Origin of the sequence: Streptomyces sp. NPDC058880 (assembly GCF_042742535.1) — a bacterium.
Lineage (GTDB): Bacteria > Actinomycetota > Actinomycetes > Streptomycetales > Streptomycetaceae > Streptomyces.
In genome coordinates, this window is record NZ_JBHYMC010000010.1 from 55671 (window position 1) to 71744 (window position 16074).

Here is a 16074-nt window from a genome sequence, read left to right on the forward strand (position 1 = left end):
GCTGCGGGGTCAGTTGATACGGATGAGGCGGGCCTTGAGGACGGCGAGCAGGCCGCCGTCGACCGTGACGTCCGAGGTTCCGGAGACCTTCACCGACCGGCCGCCGATGCTGACCCCGGCGGTGCCGTCGATGTCCACCTGGCGGCCGGACACCTTCACGGTGCCCTGCCGGGCGTCGAGGGTGATGCCGTCCTTGTCCATGAGGACGGAGGTCGCGGGACGGCCCCGGCCCGCGTACACGGTGACCTCGATCCGGTCCCGGCGGTCGTCCATGCGTACTTCGAGCCGTTCGTCCCCGGTCACCAGCCGCAGCCCGGACGGGCCGGGCGCCGCCGCGTCCAGCAGTTCCACCCGGTGGCCCGAACGCGAGACGATCGAGCGCCGGTTGACCTTGCCGCTCGTCGCGTCGACCAGCGGTACGTCGTGCGGCGAGGGCTCGTCGACGCCGTTGTAGAGGCCGCCGATGACGTACGGGCTGTCGAGCAGGCCCTGCTCGAAGCCGACCAGTACCTCGTCGTTGACCTCCGGGCTGACCACCCCGCCGCCGCCCTTGCCGCCCCACTGGACGGTACGGACCCAGTCGGAGACGTATGTGTCGTCCAGCCAGGGGAACTTCAGCCGGACCGCGCCGCGCTGGGAGCCGTTCGGCTCGCGCACGTCCGTCACCACGCCGATCGCCAGACCGGGTATGCGCGGCCCGCGGCCCGGCGCGTTCGCACCGGTGACCAGACCGGTCAGGGAGCGGTCCGGGCTGGCGCTGACCCACACCGTCGAGCGGAAGCCGCCGTGCGGCTCCAGGACGTGCTGGACGGCCGTCGCCGTGTACCGGCCGGAGAACGCCTGCCCGACGTTGCCGAGCGCGACCGGCTTGCCGGCGCGCAGCAGCGGGTTGCCCTCGGCCACCGCTTCCAGCTCGCCGAAGCCGGAGCTGATCTGGGCCGCAGCCGCCTTCGCGACCGCCGTCGTCTCGGCCTGTGTGCGGTACGGGGTGTCGGTGACGGACACGGACGCCGCCCCGAAGCGGGTGGCGGACTGCGGGGCGAGGCCCGGCACCACCGTGTCGCTGACCACGGACGGCTGCTCGGCGACGAGCGGCCGCTTCGTGGTCACGTCCCAGCCGCGTACCTGCACCTTCGAGGCGCCGTCGGCCGCCGACAGGGCGGCCCGCAGGGCGAGGAGGTTGCGTCCGTACTCCAGGACCATCGGGTCGCGCACCGCCGACGTCGACGGGGAGGGCGCACCGGACGCCTGCACGGGCCGGGTGAACTGGAGCACGCCGTTGTCGTCGACGCGTACCTGTGCGCCGCTCTCACCGGCGAGGAACTGCAGGAAGTCCCAGTCCGAGACGTTCGCCTGGGACAGCTGCTGGTACGTGACCGGCGCGGCCTCCACCTTCCCGACGGCCAGGCCGGCTCCGGCGGCCACCTTGCGGACGATGGCGGCGGCCGTCATGTTCCGGTAGGCGACGACCTTGCGGCCGCGCTGGAGGCGGTGCGCCGTGGAGTAGGCGCGTACGACGGTGAACGAGCCGGTGCGGTCCCGGTCGATCTCCAGGGCCGTGACCTCGCCGTTGAACAGCCGCTCCCGGGCCTGCCCCTTCACGGTCGCCACCGACACCCGCAGCGGGGTGCCGATGGTGATGCCGGTGGCGCGCAGGAACTCGTGGTCGGGGTCGCGGTAGGTGAGCACCGCCGTGTCGGGCAGGCCCACGTTCTCGTCGACCACGCAGCTGACCAGTTGCGCCGTCCAGATCTGCGGCAGTTCGCCTGGGGCTTCCACGATGGGGTCGGCCGCGAACGACCGGCCCCCCGACTCCGACCCGCTCACCGCTGTTCCTCCTCGCCGTGCCGGTCCCGTGTGGCCGGCACGACGATCTCGGTGCCGGGGACGAGTGCCATCGGGTCGTCGATGCCGTTCGCCTCCGCGATGGCCCGCCAGGCCGTCGCATCGCCGTACTCGCGCCAGGCCAGCATGGCCAGGCTGTCGCCCGCCACCACGGTGTGGGTGCTGCGGGCGGTACGCGAGCCGGAGGTCGGGTTCTGACCGGGCGGGTCCACGCTCGCCTCCTCGATGGACAGCGAGCAGGTGGCCCGCAGCGGCTTCCCGTCCACGTCGAAGAGCGTGTACGACACCGACAGGTTCGACAGGACCCCGTCGAACGACGTCGTCCGCGCGCTGCCCCACTCGAAGCGCACCCAGGGGCTCGCCGGCTTCTTGCGGCCGAGGCTGGCCGGGGTCGGCACGCATGCCTTCATCAGCTTCTCCACCGCCTGTTCCACCGAGTTGTCGTGGGTGGCGGTGGCATCCAGGAACACGTCCAGGCTCAGCGTGCGCGGGCCACTGCCGACGAACTCGGGCAGGGCCGACTGGCCCGCCATCCGAGACGGGGAGCGCCGCCACTCGGTGGTCTTGCCCAGCTGCAGGGTCGAGGGGTTGAACTGCAGGTCGAGGCGGGCGATCGTCCCGCCGGGCCTGGCTCCGACGGAGGCCGGGGGCTCCTTGAGGGTGAGCTGGGCCCGGGCGCGGCTGGCGCGTGCCGAAAAGGCCATGCCGTGGACTTCCTTCCGGGGCGGGGGCGGGGGCGAGGGCTGGTGCGGGTGCGGGGCGTACGAGGACGGGTGGGTGGGGGAGGGGCCGGGGCGGGCGGTCAGGAGGGCAGTAGCCCCTGGTGGGCGATCTCCAACGTCTCCACGGCCGCGGCCGAGTTGGCGGGGTCGAAGGACGGCCCCTGCCAGCGCACCGGAACGATCCCGAACACCTGCCAGCTGATGATCCGGCTCAGATCGGGCCGCAGCGCCACGATCTCCCCGTCCTTCGGCTCGACCCGCCGCAGTGTCTCGTCGAGCCAGCGGCCGATCTTCGCCGTGTCGGCGGTGACGGGCCGGGTGAGAGTGATGTTCGACCAGGTCACGCGGCCGGGCAGCTGCCAGGTGAAGCCGTTGTTGCCACCCTCGGCGTAACTCTCCATCTCGACCTCGGCGCCCATGCCCGAGCAGGTGTGGAAGGCGCCCAGGTCGTTGCCGCCGATCGCGAGCCGGAAGAACACACTGGTCGCGAAGATGTTGTCCGTCATCGGTGTGTCGTCATCCGTTTCTCGTTCGTCAGTGTTCTCAGCGGCGCCCGTCGAAGGGCCGGCCCGCGCGTTCCCGGCCGCGCCGCAACTCGGTGCGCAGGAGGCGCGCGACCGGGTCGAGCAGACGTCGTGCCAGGTCGTCCAGATCGAGGTCGCCGCCGCCGTGGGGTGCGGCTTCGCGTCCGCCGCCGGGTCGGGCGGCCGCGGTCGCGGTCGCGGTGGGACCGGTCCGGCCCGTGTCGCGCTGTACGGGGGGCGGCGGGCCGGGCGCCGGAGGGCTGGGCGGCGGAGCGGGGGCGGCCGGACCGGGGGCGGACGGACCGGGGAGGGCCGTGGGGGCCGGCGCCCCGGGCCGTACGACCGGCACGGAACCGGAGGCCGGAGCGGCGGGTGCCGACTGGACCACGAGCGGGGGCGTGTACGGGCCGGTCACGGGCAGGAGCGCCGCCGCCGTCCTGGCGGGGGCCGCGGCCGACACGGGCGCCGGGCGCACGGCCGGTGCGGTGGGTGCGGTCGGTGTGGAGCGGCCGGTTCGGCCGGGGGCGGCGGGGGCGGCCGTACCGGGGGCGGGGGCCGCGGCACGCTGGACCTGCTGCGGGGCGGTTGCCGACGGGGCGGACCAGCGCGCCGGGACCACAGGCCGGCCGGCCGTCCGAGGGGCGGCGGCCGGCGCGCTGCCCATGCCCGCCACGTCACGGGTGCCGAGGGCGAGGGGCCGCGCCGCCAGCAGCTGGAGGGACGGGGGTGCATCGGGCGTCGCCCGCTTGCCGACGGCTCGGGCGGCGACGAGCGGGACCGGACCCGGCACGGGGCCCGAGCGAGGCGGGGTGGCGGTGGTCCGCTGGATGCCGCCGCGGTGCGAGCCGCCCCCGTCCGGCGGGGGCGCGTGGACCGCCGGCGCCTGTGGCCGCGCGGCGGCCCGGGGCGCGGCTGCGCTCCGCGGCAGCGCGGGAAGGGGCGCCCCCAGACCCGGGCGTCCGCGCGGCACGGACCGATCCGCGGGTACCGACCGATGCTGCCCGGCAGGCGCGTCCGCCGTGCGTTGCAGGGTGGGCATGGCGGGGGTGGTTGCTGCCGGGCCGGTGGTGGGGTTGGTGTGGGGCGTGGCGGTCGGTGTGGCGGTGGGGGGGAGTTCGGTGAGTGGTGCGCCGAGTGGTGCGCGGGTGCGCATCGGCTTTTCCGGTGCCGGTGCCGGTGCCGGTGCCGGAGCCGGAGCCGGCGTGGTTGCGGTGGGTGTTGCCGGTGCGGTGGTGGGTTCGGTCTGGCGTTGCACCACGGGCAGGGCGGGTGCGGCGTTGGGGGTGGTGGGTGTGGCCCGGGGGGCTGTCTCGGTGGGTGGGGTGCCGAGCGGGGCGCGGGTGTGCGGGGGTTCGTTCGTTGCCGGGTTGCCCGTGGTGGGTTCGGGTCGGCGTTGCAGGGTGGGCATGGCGGGGGTGGTTGCTGCCGGGCCGGTGGTGGGGTTGGTGTCGCGCGCTGCGGTCGGTGTGGCGGTGGGGGGGAGTTCGGTGAGTGGTGCGCCGAGTGGTGCGCGGGTGCGCATCGGCCTTTCCGGAGCCGGAGCCGGAGCCGGAGCCGGTGCCGGTGCCGGTGCTGGCGTGCTTGCGGTGGTGGGTTCGGCCTCACGCTGTACGACGGGCGTGGCGGGTACGGCGGCCGGTGCCGGGTTGCTCCCGGTGGGTGTTGCCGGTGCAGTGGTGGGTTCGGTCTGGCGTTGCACCACGGGCAGGGCGGGTACGGCGGCCGGTGCCGGGGGCGTTGATGGTGTGGACGGGGGCGCCGACTCGGTGGGAGGCGTGCCGAGCGGGGCGCGGGGCTGCGCCCGCTGGACCGGCGCACCTGGGCCGGCCACGGGTACGGCGGGGGGACGGACAGCGGCCACGCGGCGCTGCGGTGTGGCAGGGACGCGGGCGACGGTGAGCGTACGCCCGACCGGGCGCGGCCGGACCGCGGGGGTGCGGGCGCTGCCGGGAGTTTCCTCGCCGGTACGAGCGGGCCGGCGGGCCGCGGCCGCCCGTGCGGGGGTGGCGGTCCGCTGGGCGGGCGGGCCGGACATGCCTTCGGCGGCGGAAGACCCGGGGACCACGGCGATACGGCGGACCACGGGGAACGGCGTGGGCGGCGCCGTCCGGGCGGGCTCGGCGGCCCGCTGCACCGCGGGCGCGGATGCCTCGGGTACGGCTGCGGAAGGCGTGGATACCAGGCCCCTCGTCCCGGCTGCAGACCCGGCCGCGGAACCCTTGACCCGCGGCCGTAGGGGGGTCGGTGACACGGCGTTCGCCGCGGACCCGGACCCGGACCCGGACCCGGATCCGGACCCGGACGCGGGCTTCGGAGCCGCGGTCCGGTCCGAGGTCCCCCGGGCCCCGGCTCGCGAGACAACCGGGCCCGGTGCGGAGGCGTCCGGCTGACGGTCCGCACCCGGCTTCGGTCGTGCGGTGTCCGGGCGCCCCGGGCCCGGTGCGGCGGCGCCCGGCCCGGGGCGGCGCGAGACCTGCGGGGTCTCGCGCACGGGCCGCGCCTGCTCGGGCTGATGGCCAGCACCCGGTTCGGTGGGCTCGGTCGGCTCGGTGGGCAGCGCCCGGAGCAGCAGCGGCCCGCCGCCGCTGTGGGTGGGACGGGCGGTGGCGGGGCGGGCGACCCCGCGGACGAGTCCGGCCGGGGCGGACGGCAGGAGCCCGTGGGCGAGGCCCGTGTCGAACGACGGGTTGCGCCACGCGGCCAGGCCGGAACGGAAGGCGAGTCCGTCGCTGACGCCGGTGACCGAACGCGAGACGGTCAGCACGGGCGGTGCGGTCATCCGCCAGCCGCCGTCCCAGTCACCGGGTGCGGCAGCGCTCCGCGCCGCCGCACCCGGTGCCGACGTGCCGGCGCCGGTCACGGAGTCCGGCGCGGCTTCCGGCAGGGATTCCGGCACAGCGGCGCGTCGACGCAGCCTGTCCCGCCATGCCATTTTCTCAACCGCCTTCGTTCACACGGGTGTTGATTCGAGCTATCTCGGTGACCCAGTCCTGGCGCTCGCCGTGGGTCAGGTCGAGGATCTCGTCGCGCCGCCAGTGGAAGTGGTAGGCGATGTACGCGATCTCCTCCCGGAGCCGGGGGAGCGCGTACGTCACGATTCCCCCAGGCGCCCACCGGAGAGGTCGACCTCGAAGCCGCCGTCGCAGTGCGGGCAGGTGACCGCCGCGCGGGTGTGGCCCTCGCTGTTGACGCGCCGGTAGAAGTCCTGGAGGAACGCCACGTCGGTCGCGTACATCCGCTCGACGACCCCCGCGTGCACGTCGGTGATGGTCCCAAGCCGGGTGATCACCTGGCTCAGCAGCACCACACTCAGGTAGGCCGGGTTCTCCTTGACCCGCAGGTCGATCTGCGGGCGGAGTTCGTCGCGTGCGGTGGCCAGGCGCATCGAGCCGTGCCGGTGCACCGTGCCCGCCTCGTCCACGTAGCCGCGCGGTAGTTCGAACTCGAACTCCGTGCGCAACCCGTGGTCCTCACGGGGGGCCGGAGCGGCGGCGGCCGGGGGCGCCGCCGCCTGCTCCGGGGCTTGGGTGGGCGCCGTGACCTGGAGGATCTCCTCCAGGCTGCCCGCGGTCACGGTACGGCGCCTCATTCGACGATGATCTCCTCGAACACGATGGTCACGGACTCGGTGGCCGCGGCGGACTCGCCGGCCTTGAGGGAGGGGCCCTCCCACTTAGAGGCCCAGCCCTGCATCAGCTGGATGCGGCGGATGGTCGCGCCCGTGGAGTCCTTGATCTCGATCGTGAGGTTCTGCCGCGCGGTGTCGACCGCTCCGTTGTTGAGGGTCTCCTTGATCCACTTGGTGAACTCGCTGCTCTTGTCGAGTCCTCGGGTGATCGTGACCTCGCCCGCCTGGCGCGCGCCGGGCTGCTTGCGGATGATCTGCTTGCCCTCCGCGCTGACCTGGCGGACTTCGACGACCTCTTCCTCGACGGTCAGGCCGCTGATCTCCTGGATCGATTCGACCAGGTAGCCGCCGAGCTGCACGCCGAAGATATGGGTGGAAAGAGCATCGCCCTCTGCCATGACTGTCCTTCACCTTTCCTTGCTGCTGGTGCTGCTGGTGCTGTCGGCCCTGCGGATGCCGACGGTGCCGCCGCCCCGGAGGGTCACTCGTCGACGAGGCTGGTGCTGTCGGAGAACTGGGCCAGCCGGAACACCACGAACTCGGCGGGCTTCACGGGCGACACACCGATCTCGCAGACCACACGGCCCTGGTCGATCGACTCCTGCGGGTTGTTGTCCCGGTCGCACTTCACGTAGAACGCCTCCGCCGCCGTGCGGCCGAACAGCGCGCCGCGGCGCCACTCCTCAGTCAGGAACGCGGTGACGTTGCGCCGGATGCTGGACCAGAGCCGGTCGTCGTTCGGTTCGAAGACCACCCACTGGGTGCCCAGGAGGATGGACTCCTCCAGGTAGTTGAAGAGGCGGCGCACGTTCAGGTAGCGCCAGGCCGGGTCGGAGGAGAGGGTGCGCGCACCCCAGATCCGGATGCCGCGGCCGGGGAAGGCGCGTACGCAGTTCACGCCGATCGGGTTGAGCAGGTCCTGCTCGCCCTTGCTCAGGCGCAGTTCCAGGTCCACCGCGCCGCGGATGACCTCGTTGGCGGGGGCCTTGTGCACGCCGCGCTCGGCGTCGCTGCGCGCCCACACTCCGGCGACATGGCCGCTCGGCGGGACGGTCGTGTTGCGGCCGGAGGCGGGGTCGAAGACCTTCACCCACGGGTAGTAGAGGGTGGCGTAGCGGGAGTCGTAGCCCGCGTCGTCGTTGCGCCAGGTGCGTACCTGCTGCGCGGACAGGCCGGGCGGGGTGTCCAGGACGGCCACCCGGTCGCCCATCTGCTCGCAGTGGGAGATCACCGCGAGCTGTACGGTGCGCACGCCCTCGGCGTCGATCTCGCCGCGCTGGTAGGCGCTCATCAGGTCGGGCACCGCGACCATGGTGATCTCGTCGATGGTCTCCAAGCCGGCGAAGCCGGTGCGGGCGCCCGCGTCGCCGACGTACTCGGCCGGGTCGAGCCGGGACACGGCCGCCTGGCCTGTCGCGGCCGCCACGGGGCCCGGCGCGTCGGGCAGGGCCACGGTCTGGCCGGCCGGCCGGGTCTGGGTGGCGGACCGCTGCTCGGTGACCTCGATCAGCTTCGAGGCGCGTGCCTGGGTGACGAGGTAGCCCTTGACGTTCTTGCGGGCGGAGGCCTCGTAGGTCTCGGCGATCTGCTCGCCCTGGCGGACGAGGAGCTTGAAGCGGTCCTCCGGCGGGTTGTCCCCGTCGGCGTCGGCGATCTCGACGGACACACCGGCGATGCCCGGGCGTGCCGTGATCAGGAAGCCGCCGAGCTCGACGGGCTGCGCGGCGCGCGGCGGCGGTACCGATCCCGCGGCGGCCGGTGCGGAGGCATCGGCGGTCGGCCCGCCGATGCGGACGACGTACGCGGCGCCGCCGCCGTTGGCGAAGTAGCCGTAGACCGCGTGGGCCAGGTAGGAGCCCTCGGTGAAGCCACCGAAGTGCTGTGCGTACTGGTCCCAGTTGGTGACCAGCGTCGGTTCGTGGAAGGGCCCGCTCTGGGCGAACCCGACGAACGCGGCGACGGCGGTGCCGACCCCTTCGATCGGACGAGCACCGGACTGCACCTCCTCCACGTACACGCCCGGGGTGAGGTACGTCGGCATGCTCGCTCCTTCGACACGGATCGGCTATCGGTTCCGGTCACAGCCTTCCGCGCGACGACGGCCGCCGGCAGGGGCGTTCGGGCCTGGTCAGGGGCAAGCGCGCTGCCCTTCCGGTCTCCTCCCGGCGGGCCGTCCAGGCAGCCCGCCCGCCCGCTCGTCCGTCCGGACCGGACGCCCGGACAGTCCGCCCGGACAGTCCGTCCGGACCGCCGACGGGTCACACGTCCGCGACCTGCCCCAGGTACGGTCCGAACTCACCCTCCAGGACCAGGCGTCCGAGCTTGCGGTACTCCTGGGCGACGGCCGTCATCACCTGGCCCATCGTCAGTGGCCCCCCGGCCGCTGCCGCGAAGTAGGCGGCCGTCACCGCGCAGGCCCGGATGGATCCCCCGGCCAGTTCGAACCGGTCGGCGCAGAAGCCGAGGTCGACGTCATCGGCCCGGGGCACCCGGTCGCCCAGGCAGCGTTCCCACAGGGCCCGGCGCTGTGCGGCGTCGGGCACCGGGAAGTCCGCGATCACGTCGAGGCGGCGGGTGAACGCCTCGTCGAGGTTGGCCCGCAGATTGGTGGTCAGGATGGCGATGCCGTCGAAGGACTCCATCCGCTGGAGCAGGTAGGCCGACTCCATGTTGGCGTGCTTGTCGTGGGAGTCCTTCACGTCCGAGCGCTTGCCGAAGATCGCGTCGGCCTCGTCGAAGAGCAGTACCGCGTTCACGGCCGATGCCTCGGTGAAGATGCGTTCCAGGTTCTTCTCCGTCTCGCCGACGTACTTGTCGACGACCGTGGACAGGTCCACCACGTACAGGTCCATGCCCAGGTCGGCGGCGACCACCTCGGCCGACATGGTCTTCCCGGTGCCGGAGGAGCCCGCGAACAGCGCGATCACCCCGCGCCCGCGCCCTCCGCCGGGCCGCATGCCCCACTGCCCGAGCACCTGGTCGCGGTGGCGGGCACGCACCGCGAGCTCACGCAGCCGGCGGTGGGTGGGCGCGGGCAGGACCAGGTCGTCCCACCCCACGGCCGGCTCCACGCGGCGGGCGAGGCGGGCCAGGCCCGCGCCGTTCTGGGCGCGTACGGCGGTCCGCAGGTCGGCGGGGGAGACGGGGCGGCCGTCGAGAGCGGCGGTACGGGACGCGGTGTCTGCGGCGCGCCGCAGTTGCCCGGCGTCGAGGCGGTGCGCGGACACGGACCGGGCGAGGGCCGCCGCCCCGCCCGGACCGCTCCCCGCGTCCGGACCGCTCCCCGCGTCCGCCGCGTCCGTACCGCCGTGCTCCGCGGCGGCCCGTTCCAGCGCGTGCCGCCAGCGCACGGCCTGCCGGTCGGGGGAGGGGGCCGCCACCGTCAGGGAGACGGGGGTGGCGGCCGCCCAGGAGGGCTCCCAGCCGCTCGTGCCGTACGTGAACAGCGGGATGCCGCGCAGCACCGCGCACAGGGTGCGCAGGACGTGGGCCCGCTCGCCGGGCTGGTCGGGCAGCGCCTCCAGCGGCCCGAGCAGCACACCGGCGCCCAGCAGCCTGGCTTCTCGGGCGGCGGCGCGGGCCAGAAGGGGCAGGGCGCCGGCGTGGTGCGCCAGCGCCACGGGGTCCAGGACCAGGGGGCGCAGCCCGCGGGCCCGCAGTGCCGCGGCGGCCAGGCCCTCGGGGTCTCCGCCACGGGTACGCAGGTGGACGTGGCCGGTCCCGTTCCCGGCCGCTGCGGCGGCCCGGTGCAGTTCGCCGGGGTCGACGGCCGGGTCGTCGGCGGCCGGGCCGAGCACCTCGGCCAGTCGCCGGTCGGGCGCGGTGCCGCCGAGCAGGTGGGCGGTGACCCGGTCCGGGACGGCCAGCACCCGGGAAAGGGGCGGCCGTTCGGGCTCGGTGACCTCCAGCAGGCCGCCTGCGACGAGCGGTGCCTCGGGGGAGAGCCGGAAGCGCGCGGCGGAGAAGTGGCCGTGCCCGCACAGGTCGAGGGCGAGTCCCACCGTCGGCCGACGGCGCGTCAGGTCGTCGTTGAGGTAGCCGTAGAGCCGCTCGAACCGCGCGTCCAGGTCCGGGGCCAGCGCGACCAGCAGCAGATTCACGTCCAGGGGATCCAGCCCGAAGCGTGCGACGAGGATGCCGAGCGGTGAGCCGGACGGCGGCGGGTCGACCGGCGCGGGCAGGGGCAGGCCGGGGCCGCGCTCCTCGTCCAGGATCCGGACGGCGGCCTCGGGCGTGAGGTACTGGCCGCGGAAGGGGTCGTCCGGGTCGGGATCGACGGCTCGCCGGAGCTCCACGGACTGCCGGACCCGTTCCTCGACGAGCCGGAGCCGTGCCCACAGGTACGGGATTCCGTCGCCGCGCTCCGGGCCCGGGCCTCGTTCCTGTCCCGGGGCCCGTTCCTGTTCCGGGGCCCGTTCCTGTTCCGCAGCCGGGTGAGGGGCCGGGGGCTGGAGGGTGTGCGTCACGGCTGGCGTTCTCCTCTGCGGCGGCGGGCGGGGGCCTTGGGCCGTTCCCGGGAGCCGCCGAAGCCCTCCGGTCCCGGCGCGCCCAGTTCGACGTAGCGCAGCCGGCGCGGGCTGCCGTCCCCGTCCGGCCCTGCCTGCGGTACGGAGTCCACGACCAGGCCCTGGGTGACCGGCGGGGCCGTGAGCTTGCTGATCCCGGCCAGCGGGGCCTTCACGCGCAGCCCGAGTGAAGGCTTCAGCTCGCCGCCGAGCGCCGACCACACGTCGGAGGCGGCCGGCGCGTCCATGCCGGTGCCGCCCGCGTCCACGTCCACGAGCAGGCCGAGGTCGGCGAGGGTCCCGGTGAGCAGGCGCGGGGGCAGCGTATCGGTGGCCACGAGGCAGGAGAGCACCTGGGACAGCAGCCGGTGCTCGTCCTGAGGCCTGCTCGCCCAGGCGGTGACCAGGTACGTCAGCTCGAACCAGCGCGGCGGGGTGCGGCGCGCGACGACGAACCCGTCCGCGTCGTACACCTCGCCCCCGCCGCTGCCGCGCCGGGTCGGGTCCTCCCGGATGTCGTACAGGAACACGCAGACGGTGGGCGCGCTGCGACGGGCGGCCCAGTCGCGGGTCGGCGCGTCGAAGACGACCTCGACGCCCGACGCCTCCAGACCTGATTCCGCGAGCAGCCGCCGCAGCCCTTCGTCGACCTCGTGGATCACCGGCGGCTCACCTCGTCGGGCGGCTGTACCGTGCCGTTGACCACGAGGAAGTCGGTCTGCACCGGAGAGAATCCGGGGCCGCTCGCGGTGATGACGCGCGGGCCGGTCTGGTCCTTGGCGAGGATCAGCAGCTGGCCGATGAAGGTGCCGTCGGCCTGGGGGACGGTCGGTGCCGCCGCGGCCGTGATGCCCGGCTTCCACGCGAACCGCACCGGCGCGCCGGGCGGGAAGTCCTCGCCCCGTACCGAGGTGACGAAGCCCGGCTTGCCGATCGGCGGGACCGCGACGATGCGCGGCTGAAGGATGCGCAGCTCCTGCTGTGCGGTGTTGTCGCCCGGGTCGGCGTCCGTGCCGGTCGTGGTGAGGTGCGCGGTGACCTGGCCGGTGAGCGCCTTGTCCGGGCTGAGGACGACCCGCAGCACGTTGCTGGCGCCCGGAGTCAGGTCCGGCAGCGCGCACGTCCAGTTCCGGTCGCAGCCGGGCGGCGGTCCGTCGTGGGGGATTCCCCCGGGCAGCCCGATGCGCAGTCGCAGGCCGGTGGCCAGGGCGTCGCGACCGTTGGCGACCGTGACGGTGACGACGACGCGGCCGCCGACGTAGCCGGGGTTCGGCTGTGCGGTGATGCTCACGCCGGGGCCGGCCTGGGGTGCGGGCGGCAGCGGCGCCGGAGCCGGCGTCGTGGGCGGCGTCGTGGGCGGGGCCGGTGTCGTGGGCGGTGCCGGTGTCGGGGTGGGCGGAGTCGGCGTCGGCTCCGGGGTGACGGGGGCCTCGCGCACCGGCACCACGGTCCGGCCGGCATTGTCGCTGGGGCGGGGGTCGAGGACGGTACCGGTGACCGACCACTCCACACTCTGGTCACCGGGGGTGACACCGGTCAGGGTGACGGTCACCGGGACGGTGGTACCGGGCGTCACGATGCCCAGCGCGCAGGTCAGGGCTGCCGCGCCGCAGGTCGCACCGGGTGCGGTGAGCGCGGTGATGCTCACGCCGAGCGGAGGCGCGACGGTCAGCCGGGTTCCGGGGGAGGCCGCCGGACCCTGGTTGACGACGTCCACCCGGACGGTGGTCGAGCCGCCGACGGTGAGCGGCGCGCTCTTGCGGGGAGCCCGCACCGCGAGGTCCACCGACTGCTGCACACTGGGTTCCTTCTGACGGCCCGGCAGGCCGGTGACCAGCAGGTTGTGGGCACCGGTCGCGACGTTCACCAGCTTGAGCTTCTCCGGGCTGTTGGCGGCCCGGGAGCCGCGGCCGGTGACGACCAGGGACGTGCCGTCGGCGGTCCAGGCGGCGTCGCGCGGCTGGTAGGGGCCGTTGCCCGTGGTCTCGGGCAGTTCGCGGCCGCAGGCTCCCGGCTTGTCGCGGGCGGCGTCGGGCAGCAGGACCCGGCAGGTGCCGCCCGCCGGGGAGGCGAGCAGGATGCCGCTGCGTTCGTCGACGCGGCCGCCACCGTTCTTGCGGTTGAAGGCGATGGTGGTGCCGTCCGGGGAGAACGCGGGGCTGTCGTCGATGACTTCGCAGGCGCCGAAGCAGACGGTGGAGCTCAGGTCGCGCTGCCGGTCGAGGTGCTCCACGGGCACGGTCCAGATGTGCTTGTTGCCGCCGTGGCCGTTGATCACCAGGTTGCGCGTGAAGGCGAGCGTCGTGCCGTCGGAGGACCAGGTGGGCTGGGCGTCGCCGCCCTTGGGCTGTCCGGCGGGCGGGACGACCTCGCCGCGGATCGCCCCCGTCGCGGCGTCCGCGATCAGGATGCGCCCGGGCCCGGCAGCCTGGCCGACGCCGCCGGGGGAGGTACGGGTGAAGGCGAGGTACCTGCCGTCGGGAGAGAACGTCGGGTCGGTGTCCCAGTCCCCGGGGGCACGGCCGGCGAGCGGCAGGACCGCGGCGTTGGCGCCGTCGGCGTCGACCGTCCAGATCCGCTGGATCCTGCTGCCCGGCGTGCCCTCGAAGCGGGTCACCACGATCCTTCGCCCGTCGGGCGTGTAGTTCTGCCGCTCCGTCCACGGGTCGAAGCCGGGGCCGGGCTGGAACAGCGGGTCCTTGGCCGGGTCGGTGTTGGTGTCGGCCGCAGGGTCCTCGTTCAGGATGGTCAGGTTGAGGTCACGGGGGTCGGAGCCGTCCGTCCGTGCGTCCTGCAGGGTCACCACGTGCGGGCCGCCCGCCGAGATCCGCTCGACGACGGCACCGCCACCCTGGAGGGGGCCGAGCCAGGTGGGCGAGCCGACCTCACGGTCCTCGCTGTACACGAGCTTCGGCGTGTCCGCCGCATGCGCGGGCACCTGGAAGACGTGGTCCCAGTCGCCCTTGCAGTCACAGGTGCGGTCCGGACTGACGAAGAGCAGACCGTCCCCGTCGGGCAGCCACGCTGCCCCCCGGGTCCGCCAGCCGGCCTGGGCGCCGGACAGCAGCTGACCGTCCACGCGCCCGTTCGTCCACCGCAGGCGGGGCCCGGAGGACCCGGTGGCGGTGTAGGCGAGCACCTCGCGATGGGCCGCGTCGTCCACCGGGTTCCACACGGGCTCGGTGGCCGGGCCGTTCGCCGGGTCGGTGAGTCGGGTGGCGGCGCCGCCGCGCAGGGGGCGTACGTAGACCTGCGGTCCGGCGGCCCGGTCGCTGTCGGAGGAGTACGCAAGGCGTGCGCCGTCCGCGGAGACGGTGGGGTGCTCCTCGTTCGCGGGCGTGTCGGTCAGGCGGGTCAAGCCGGTGCCATCGGTGCGCACGAGCCACAGGTCGCGCTGGACGCCCCCGGCCGCGGCGCGCTGGGCGGAGTCGAAGACGACCGACCGCCCGTCGGGGGTCAGCCGGGGGTTGCCCGCGTCCATGCCGCCGGTCAGCCGGCGGACCGATCCGTCCGCGGACCGCAGGTAGACCTGCGGAGTCCGCTCGTCGCGGCGGCTCGCGAAGACGAGCTGGTCGCCGAGGGCCGAGGGCTGGACGTCGAGGTGGACCGGCCCGTCACCGAACAGCGGGGTACTGGCGTCGGTCGTGCCGTCCGCCACCCGCCCCAGGCTGCGGTGGCGCGTACCGGCGTACGCCACCCGGCCACTCCCGGCGTCGGCCGCGAGGGGCTGAGCCCCGGCGTCGCCCGGTCCGGCGGCCGCCGTCGCCGCGAGCAAGGGCGCCAGCAGCAGCATCGACGCGCCGGCCCTCCCCCAGCGGTGTCGCCGACGGCCGGACCCCTCCGTGCCCCTCACGGCCCACCTCACAGTCCGGTCCCGCATCCTGCCTGTCACCCCGCCACCCTGCCGGTCCGGCCGCGCGGACCGGCAGGGCCGCGCGGCCGGACCCGGGGGAAGCGCCGTGTGCGCTTTCGGGCAGTGCCGGGAGGTCAGATCAGACCGTTGCGCAGGGCGTAGCCGACCGCGTGCGTCCGGTTGCGTAGTTGCAGGCGCGTGATGACCTCGTGCAGCACGTTCTTGACGGTCCGTTCGGAGTACGAGGTCTTGCGGGCGATCTCCGCGGTGTCCAGCCCTTCCGACACCAGGCGCAGCATGTCCGCCTCGCGCGACGTCAGCGTGGAAAGGGACACCGAGCGCGGGTCGAGAGCCGAGCGCTGGAGGCTGCCCATGTGGTCGAGGAGCTTGGCCAGCAGGTCTCCGGGCAGCACCCCCTCGCCGTTCGCTATGGCCAGCACCAGCCGCAGGAGCCGGTCCTGGTCTGCCTCGGCGCGCCGGAGCACCGCGCTGACCCCGCACTCGATGGCACGCTGCAGCGCGTCGCCCGACTCGAAGGTGCCGACCACGAGTCCGGTGCGGGTGTGGGGGTTGTGCCGCAGCCGGTACAGCAGGGCTGCGGTTTCGTCGTCCACGCTGTCCACGGTCACGAGCGACACCTGCGCAGCGTCGGCCTCCGCGTCGGGAACGAGCTCGATCTCGGGTCGCTGGCGCAGCTGGTGGACGACCCCGACGCGCAGGATCGGGTCGGAGGCGTACACGGCCACCGTCACCCGTCGACCGGTTCTGCGAGCAGAAGCAGAAGCAGAAGCAGAAGCAGAAGGGGCTGGGGCTGGGGCAGGGGCTGGCGCAGGGGCCTGGGCGGGGAGCCGGGATATGCCGGTGCCGGAGGTGTGGATGATGCCGTTGTCATCAGCGCAGCGCATGTGTCGTACCTGTTCCGTGATGCGTCGTGGGGTAACGGAAGTGGCCGGCCCGGTCGGATCTCGACGTTGAGGTCCAACCGATGGCCGTGCAG

12 protein-coding genes are annotated in these 16074 nt (G+C 74.4%); all 12 read right to left on the reverse strand.

Annotated elements, in window-relative coordinates; genetic code table 11:
• Positions 1-9 precede the first annotated feature (9 nt).
• Positions 10-1827, reverse strand: coding sequence for a VgrG-related protein (locus ACFW2G_RS08540; RefSeq protein ID WP_384582676.1), 1818 nt, complete (start codon positions 1825-1827; stop codon positions 10-12).
• The gene (locus tag ACFW2G_RS08545; RefSeq protein ID WP_037918754.1) at positions 1824-2549 is read right to left on the reverse strand and encodes a LysM peptidoglycan-binding domain-containing protein; all 726 of its coding nucleotides are present in this window, start codon (positions 2547-2549) and stop codon (positions 1824-1826) included. Before ACFW2G_RS08545 ends, ACFW2G_RS08540 begins: the two co-directional genes overlap by 4 nt.
• A 98-nt stretch (positions 2550-2647) precedes the next feature.
• A complete protein-coding gene (locus ACFW2G_RS08550; protein ID WP_030710062.1) occupies positions 2648-3073 on the reverse strand; it encodes a phage tail protein in 426 nt (141 codons plus the stop codon).
• 37 nt (positions 3074-3110) lie between these two features.
• The gene (locus ACFW2G_RS08555) at positions 3111-3881 is read right to left on the reverse strand and encodes a hypothetical protein (protein WP_384582679.1); all 771 of its coding nucleotides are present in this window, start codon (positions 3879-3881) and stop codon (positions 3111-3113) included.
• Between the two features lie 2146 nt (positions 3882-6027).
• Positions 6028-6186, reverse strand: coding sequence for a DUF6760 family protein (locus tag ACFW2G_RS08560; protein ID WP_167344733.1), 159 nt, complete (start codon positions 6184-6186; stop codon positions 6028-6030).
• Positions 6183-6680 carry a zinc-ribbon domain-containing protein gene (locus ACFW2G_RS08565; protein ID WP_037918765.1) on the reverse strand — a complete coding sequence of 166 codons (498 nt, stop codon included), beginning with the start codon at positions 6678-6680 and terminating at the stop codon, positions 6183-6185. Before ACFW2G_RS08565 ends, ACFW2G_RS08560 begins: the two co-directional genes overlap by 4 nt.
• Positions 6677-7117 (reverse strand): phage tail protein, encoded by a 441-nt coding sequence (locus ACFW2G_RS08570; protein ID WP_030031999.1) that lies wholly within the window; start codon positions 7115-7117, stop codon positions 6677-6679. Before ACFW2G_RS08570 ends, ACFW2G_RS08565 begins: the two co-directional genes overlap by 4 nt.
• Positions 7118-7200: 83 nt before the next feature.
• The gene (locus tag ACFW2G_RS08575) at positions 7201-8760 is read right to left on the reverse strand and encodes a phage tail sheath family protein (protein ID WP_384446300.1); all 1560 of its coding nucleotides are present in this window, start codon (positions 8758-8760) and stop codon (positions 7201-7203) included.
• A gap of 217 nt (positions 8761-8977) precedes the next feature.
• Positions 8978-11068, reverse strand: coding sequence for an ATP-binding protein (locus ACFW2G_RS08580; protein WP_384582750.1), 2091 nt, complete (start codon positions 11066-11068; stop codon positions 8978-8980).
• A gap of 113 nt (positions 11069-11181) precedes the next feature.
• Positions 11182-11886, reverse strand: coding sequence for a DUF4255 domain-containing protein (locus tag ACFW2G_RS08585; RefSeq protein WP_384582682.1), 705 nt, complete (start codon positions 11884-11886; stop codon positions 11182-11184).
• Positions 11883-15017, reverse strand: coding sequence for a hypothetical protein (locus tag ACFW2G_RS08590; protein WP_384582685.1), 3135 nt, complete (start codon positions 15015-15017; stop codon positions 11883-11885). Before ACFW2G_RS08590 ends, ACFW2G_RS08585 begins: the two co-directional genes overlap by 4 nt.
• Before the next feature lie 194 nt (positions 15018-15211).
• The gene (locus ACFW2G_RS08595) at positions 15212-15982 is read right to left on the reverse strand and encodes a LuxR C-terminal-related transcriptional regulator (RefSeq protein ID WP_384446308.1); all 771 of its coding nucleotides are present in this window, start codon (positions 15980-15982) and stop codon (positions 15212-15214) included.
• Positions 15983-16074: the final 92 nt, after the last annotated feature.

Coding starts and splice junctions, on each gene's coding strand:
- ACFW2G_RS08545 (WP_037918754.1), bottom strand. CDS start 2,549: ATGGCCTTTTCGGCACGCGCCAGCCGCGCCCGGGCCCAGCTCACCCTC.
- ACFW2G_RS08550 (WP_030710062.1), bottom strand. CDS start 3,073: ATGACGGACAACATCTTCGCGACCAGTGTGTTCTTCCGGCTCGCGATC.
- ACFW2G_RS08565 (WP_037918765.1), bottom strand. CDS start 6,680: ATGAGGCGCCGTACCGTGACCGCGGGCAGCCTGGAGGAGATCCTCCAG.
- ACFW2G_RS08570 (WP_030031999.1), bottom strand. CDS start 7,117: ATGGCAGAGGGCGATGCTCTTTCCACCCATATCTTCGGCGTGCAGCTC.
- ACFW2G_RS08575 (WP_384446300.1), bottom strand. CDS start 8,760: ATGCCGACGTACCTCACCCCGGGCGTGTACGTGGAGGAGGTGCAGTCC.
- ACFW2G_RS08590 (WP_384582685.1), bottom strand. CDS start 15,017: ATGCTGCTGCTGGCGCCCTTGCTCGCGGCGACGGCGGCCGCCGGACCG.
- ACFW2G_RS08595 (WP_384446308.1), bottom strand. CDS start 15,982: ATGCGCTGCGCTGATGACAACGGCATCATCCACACCTCCGGCACCGGC.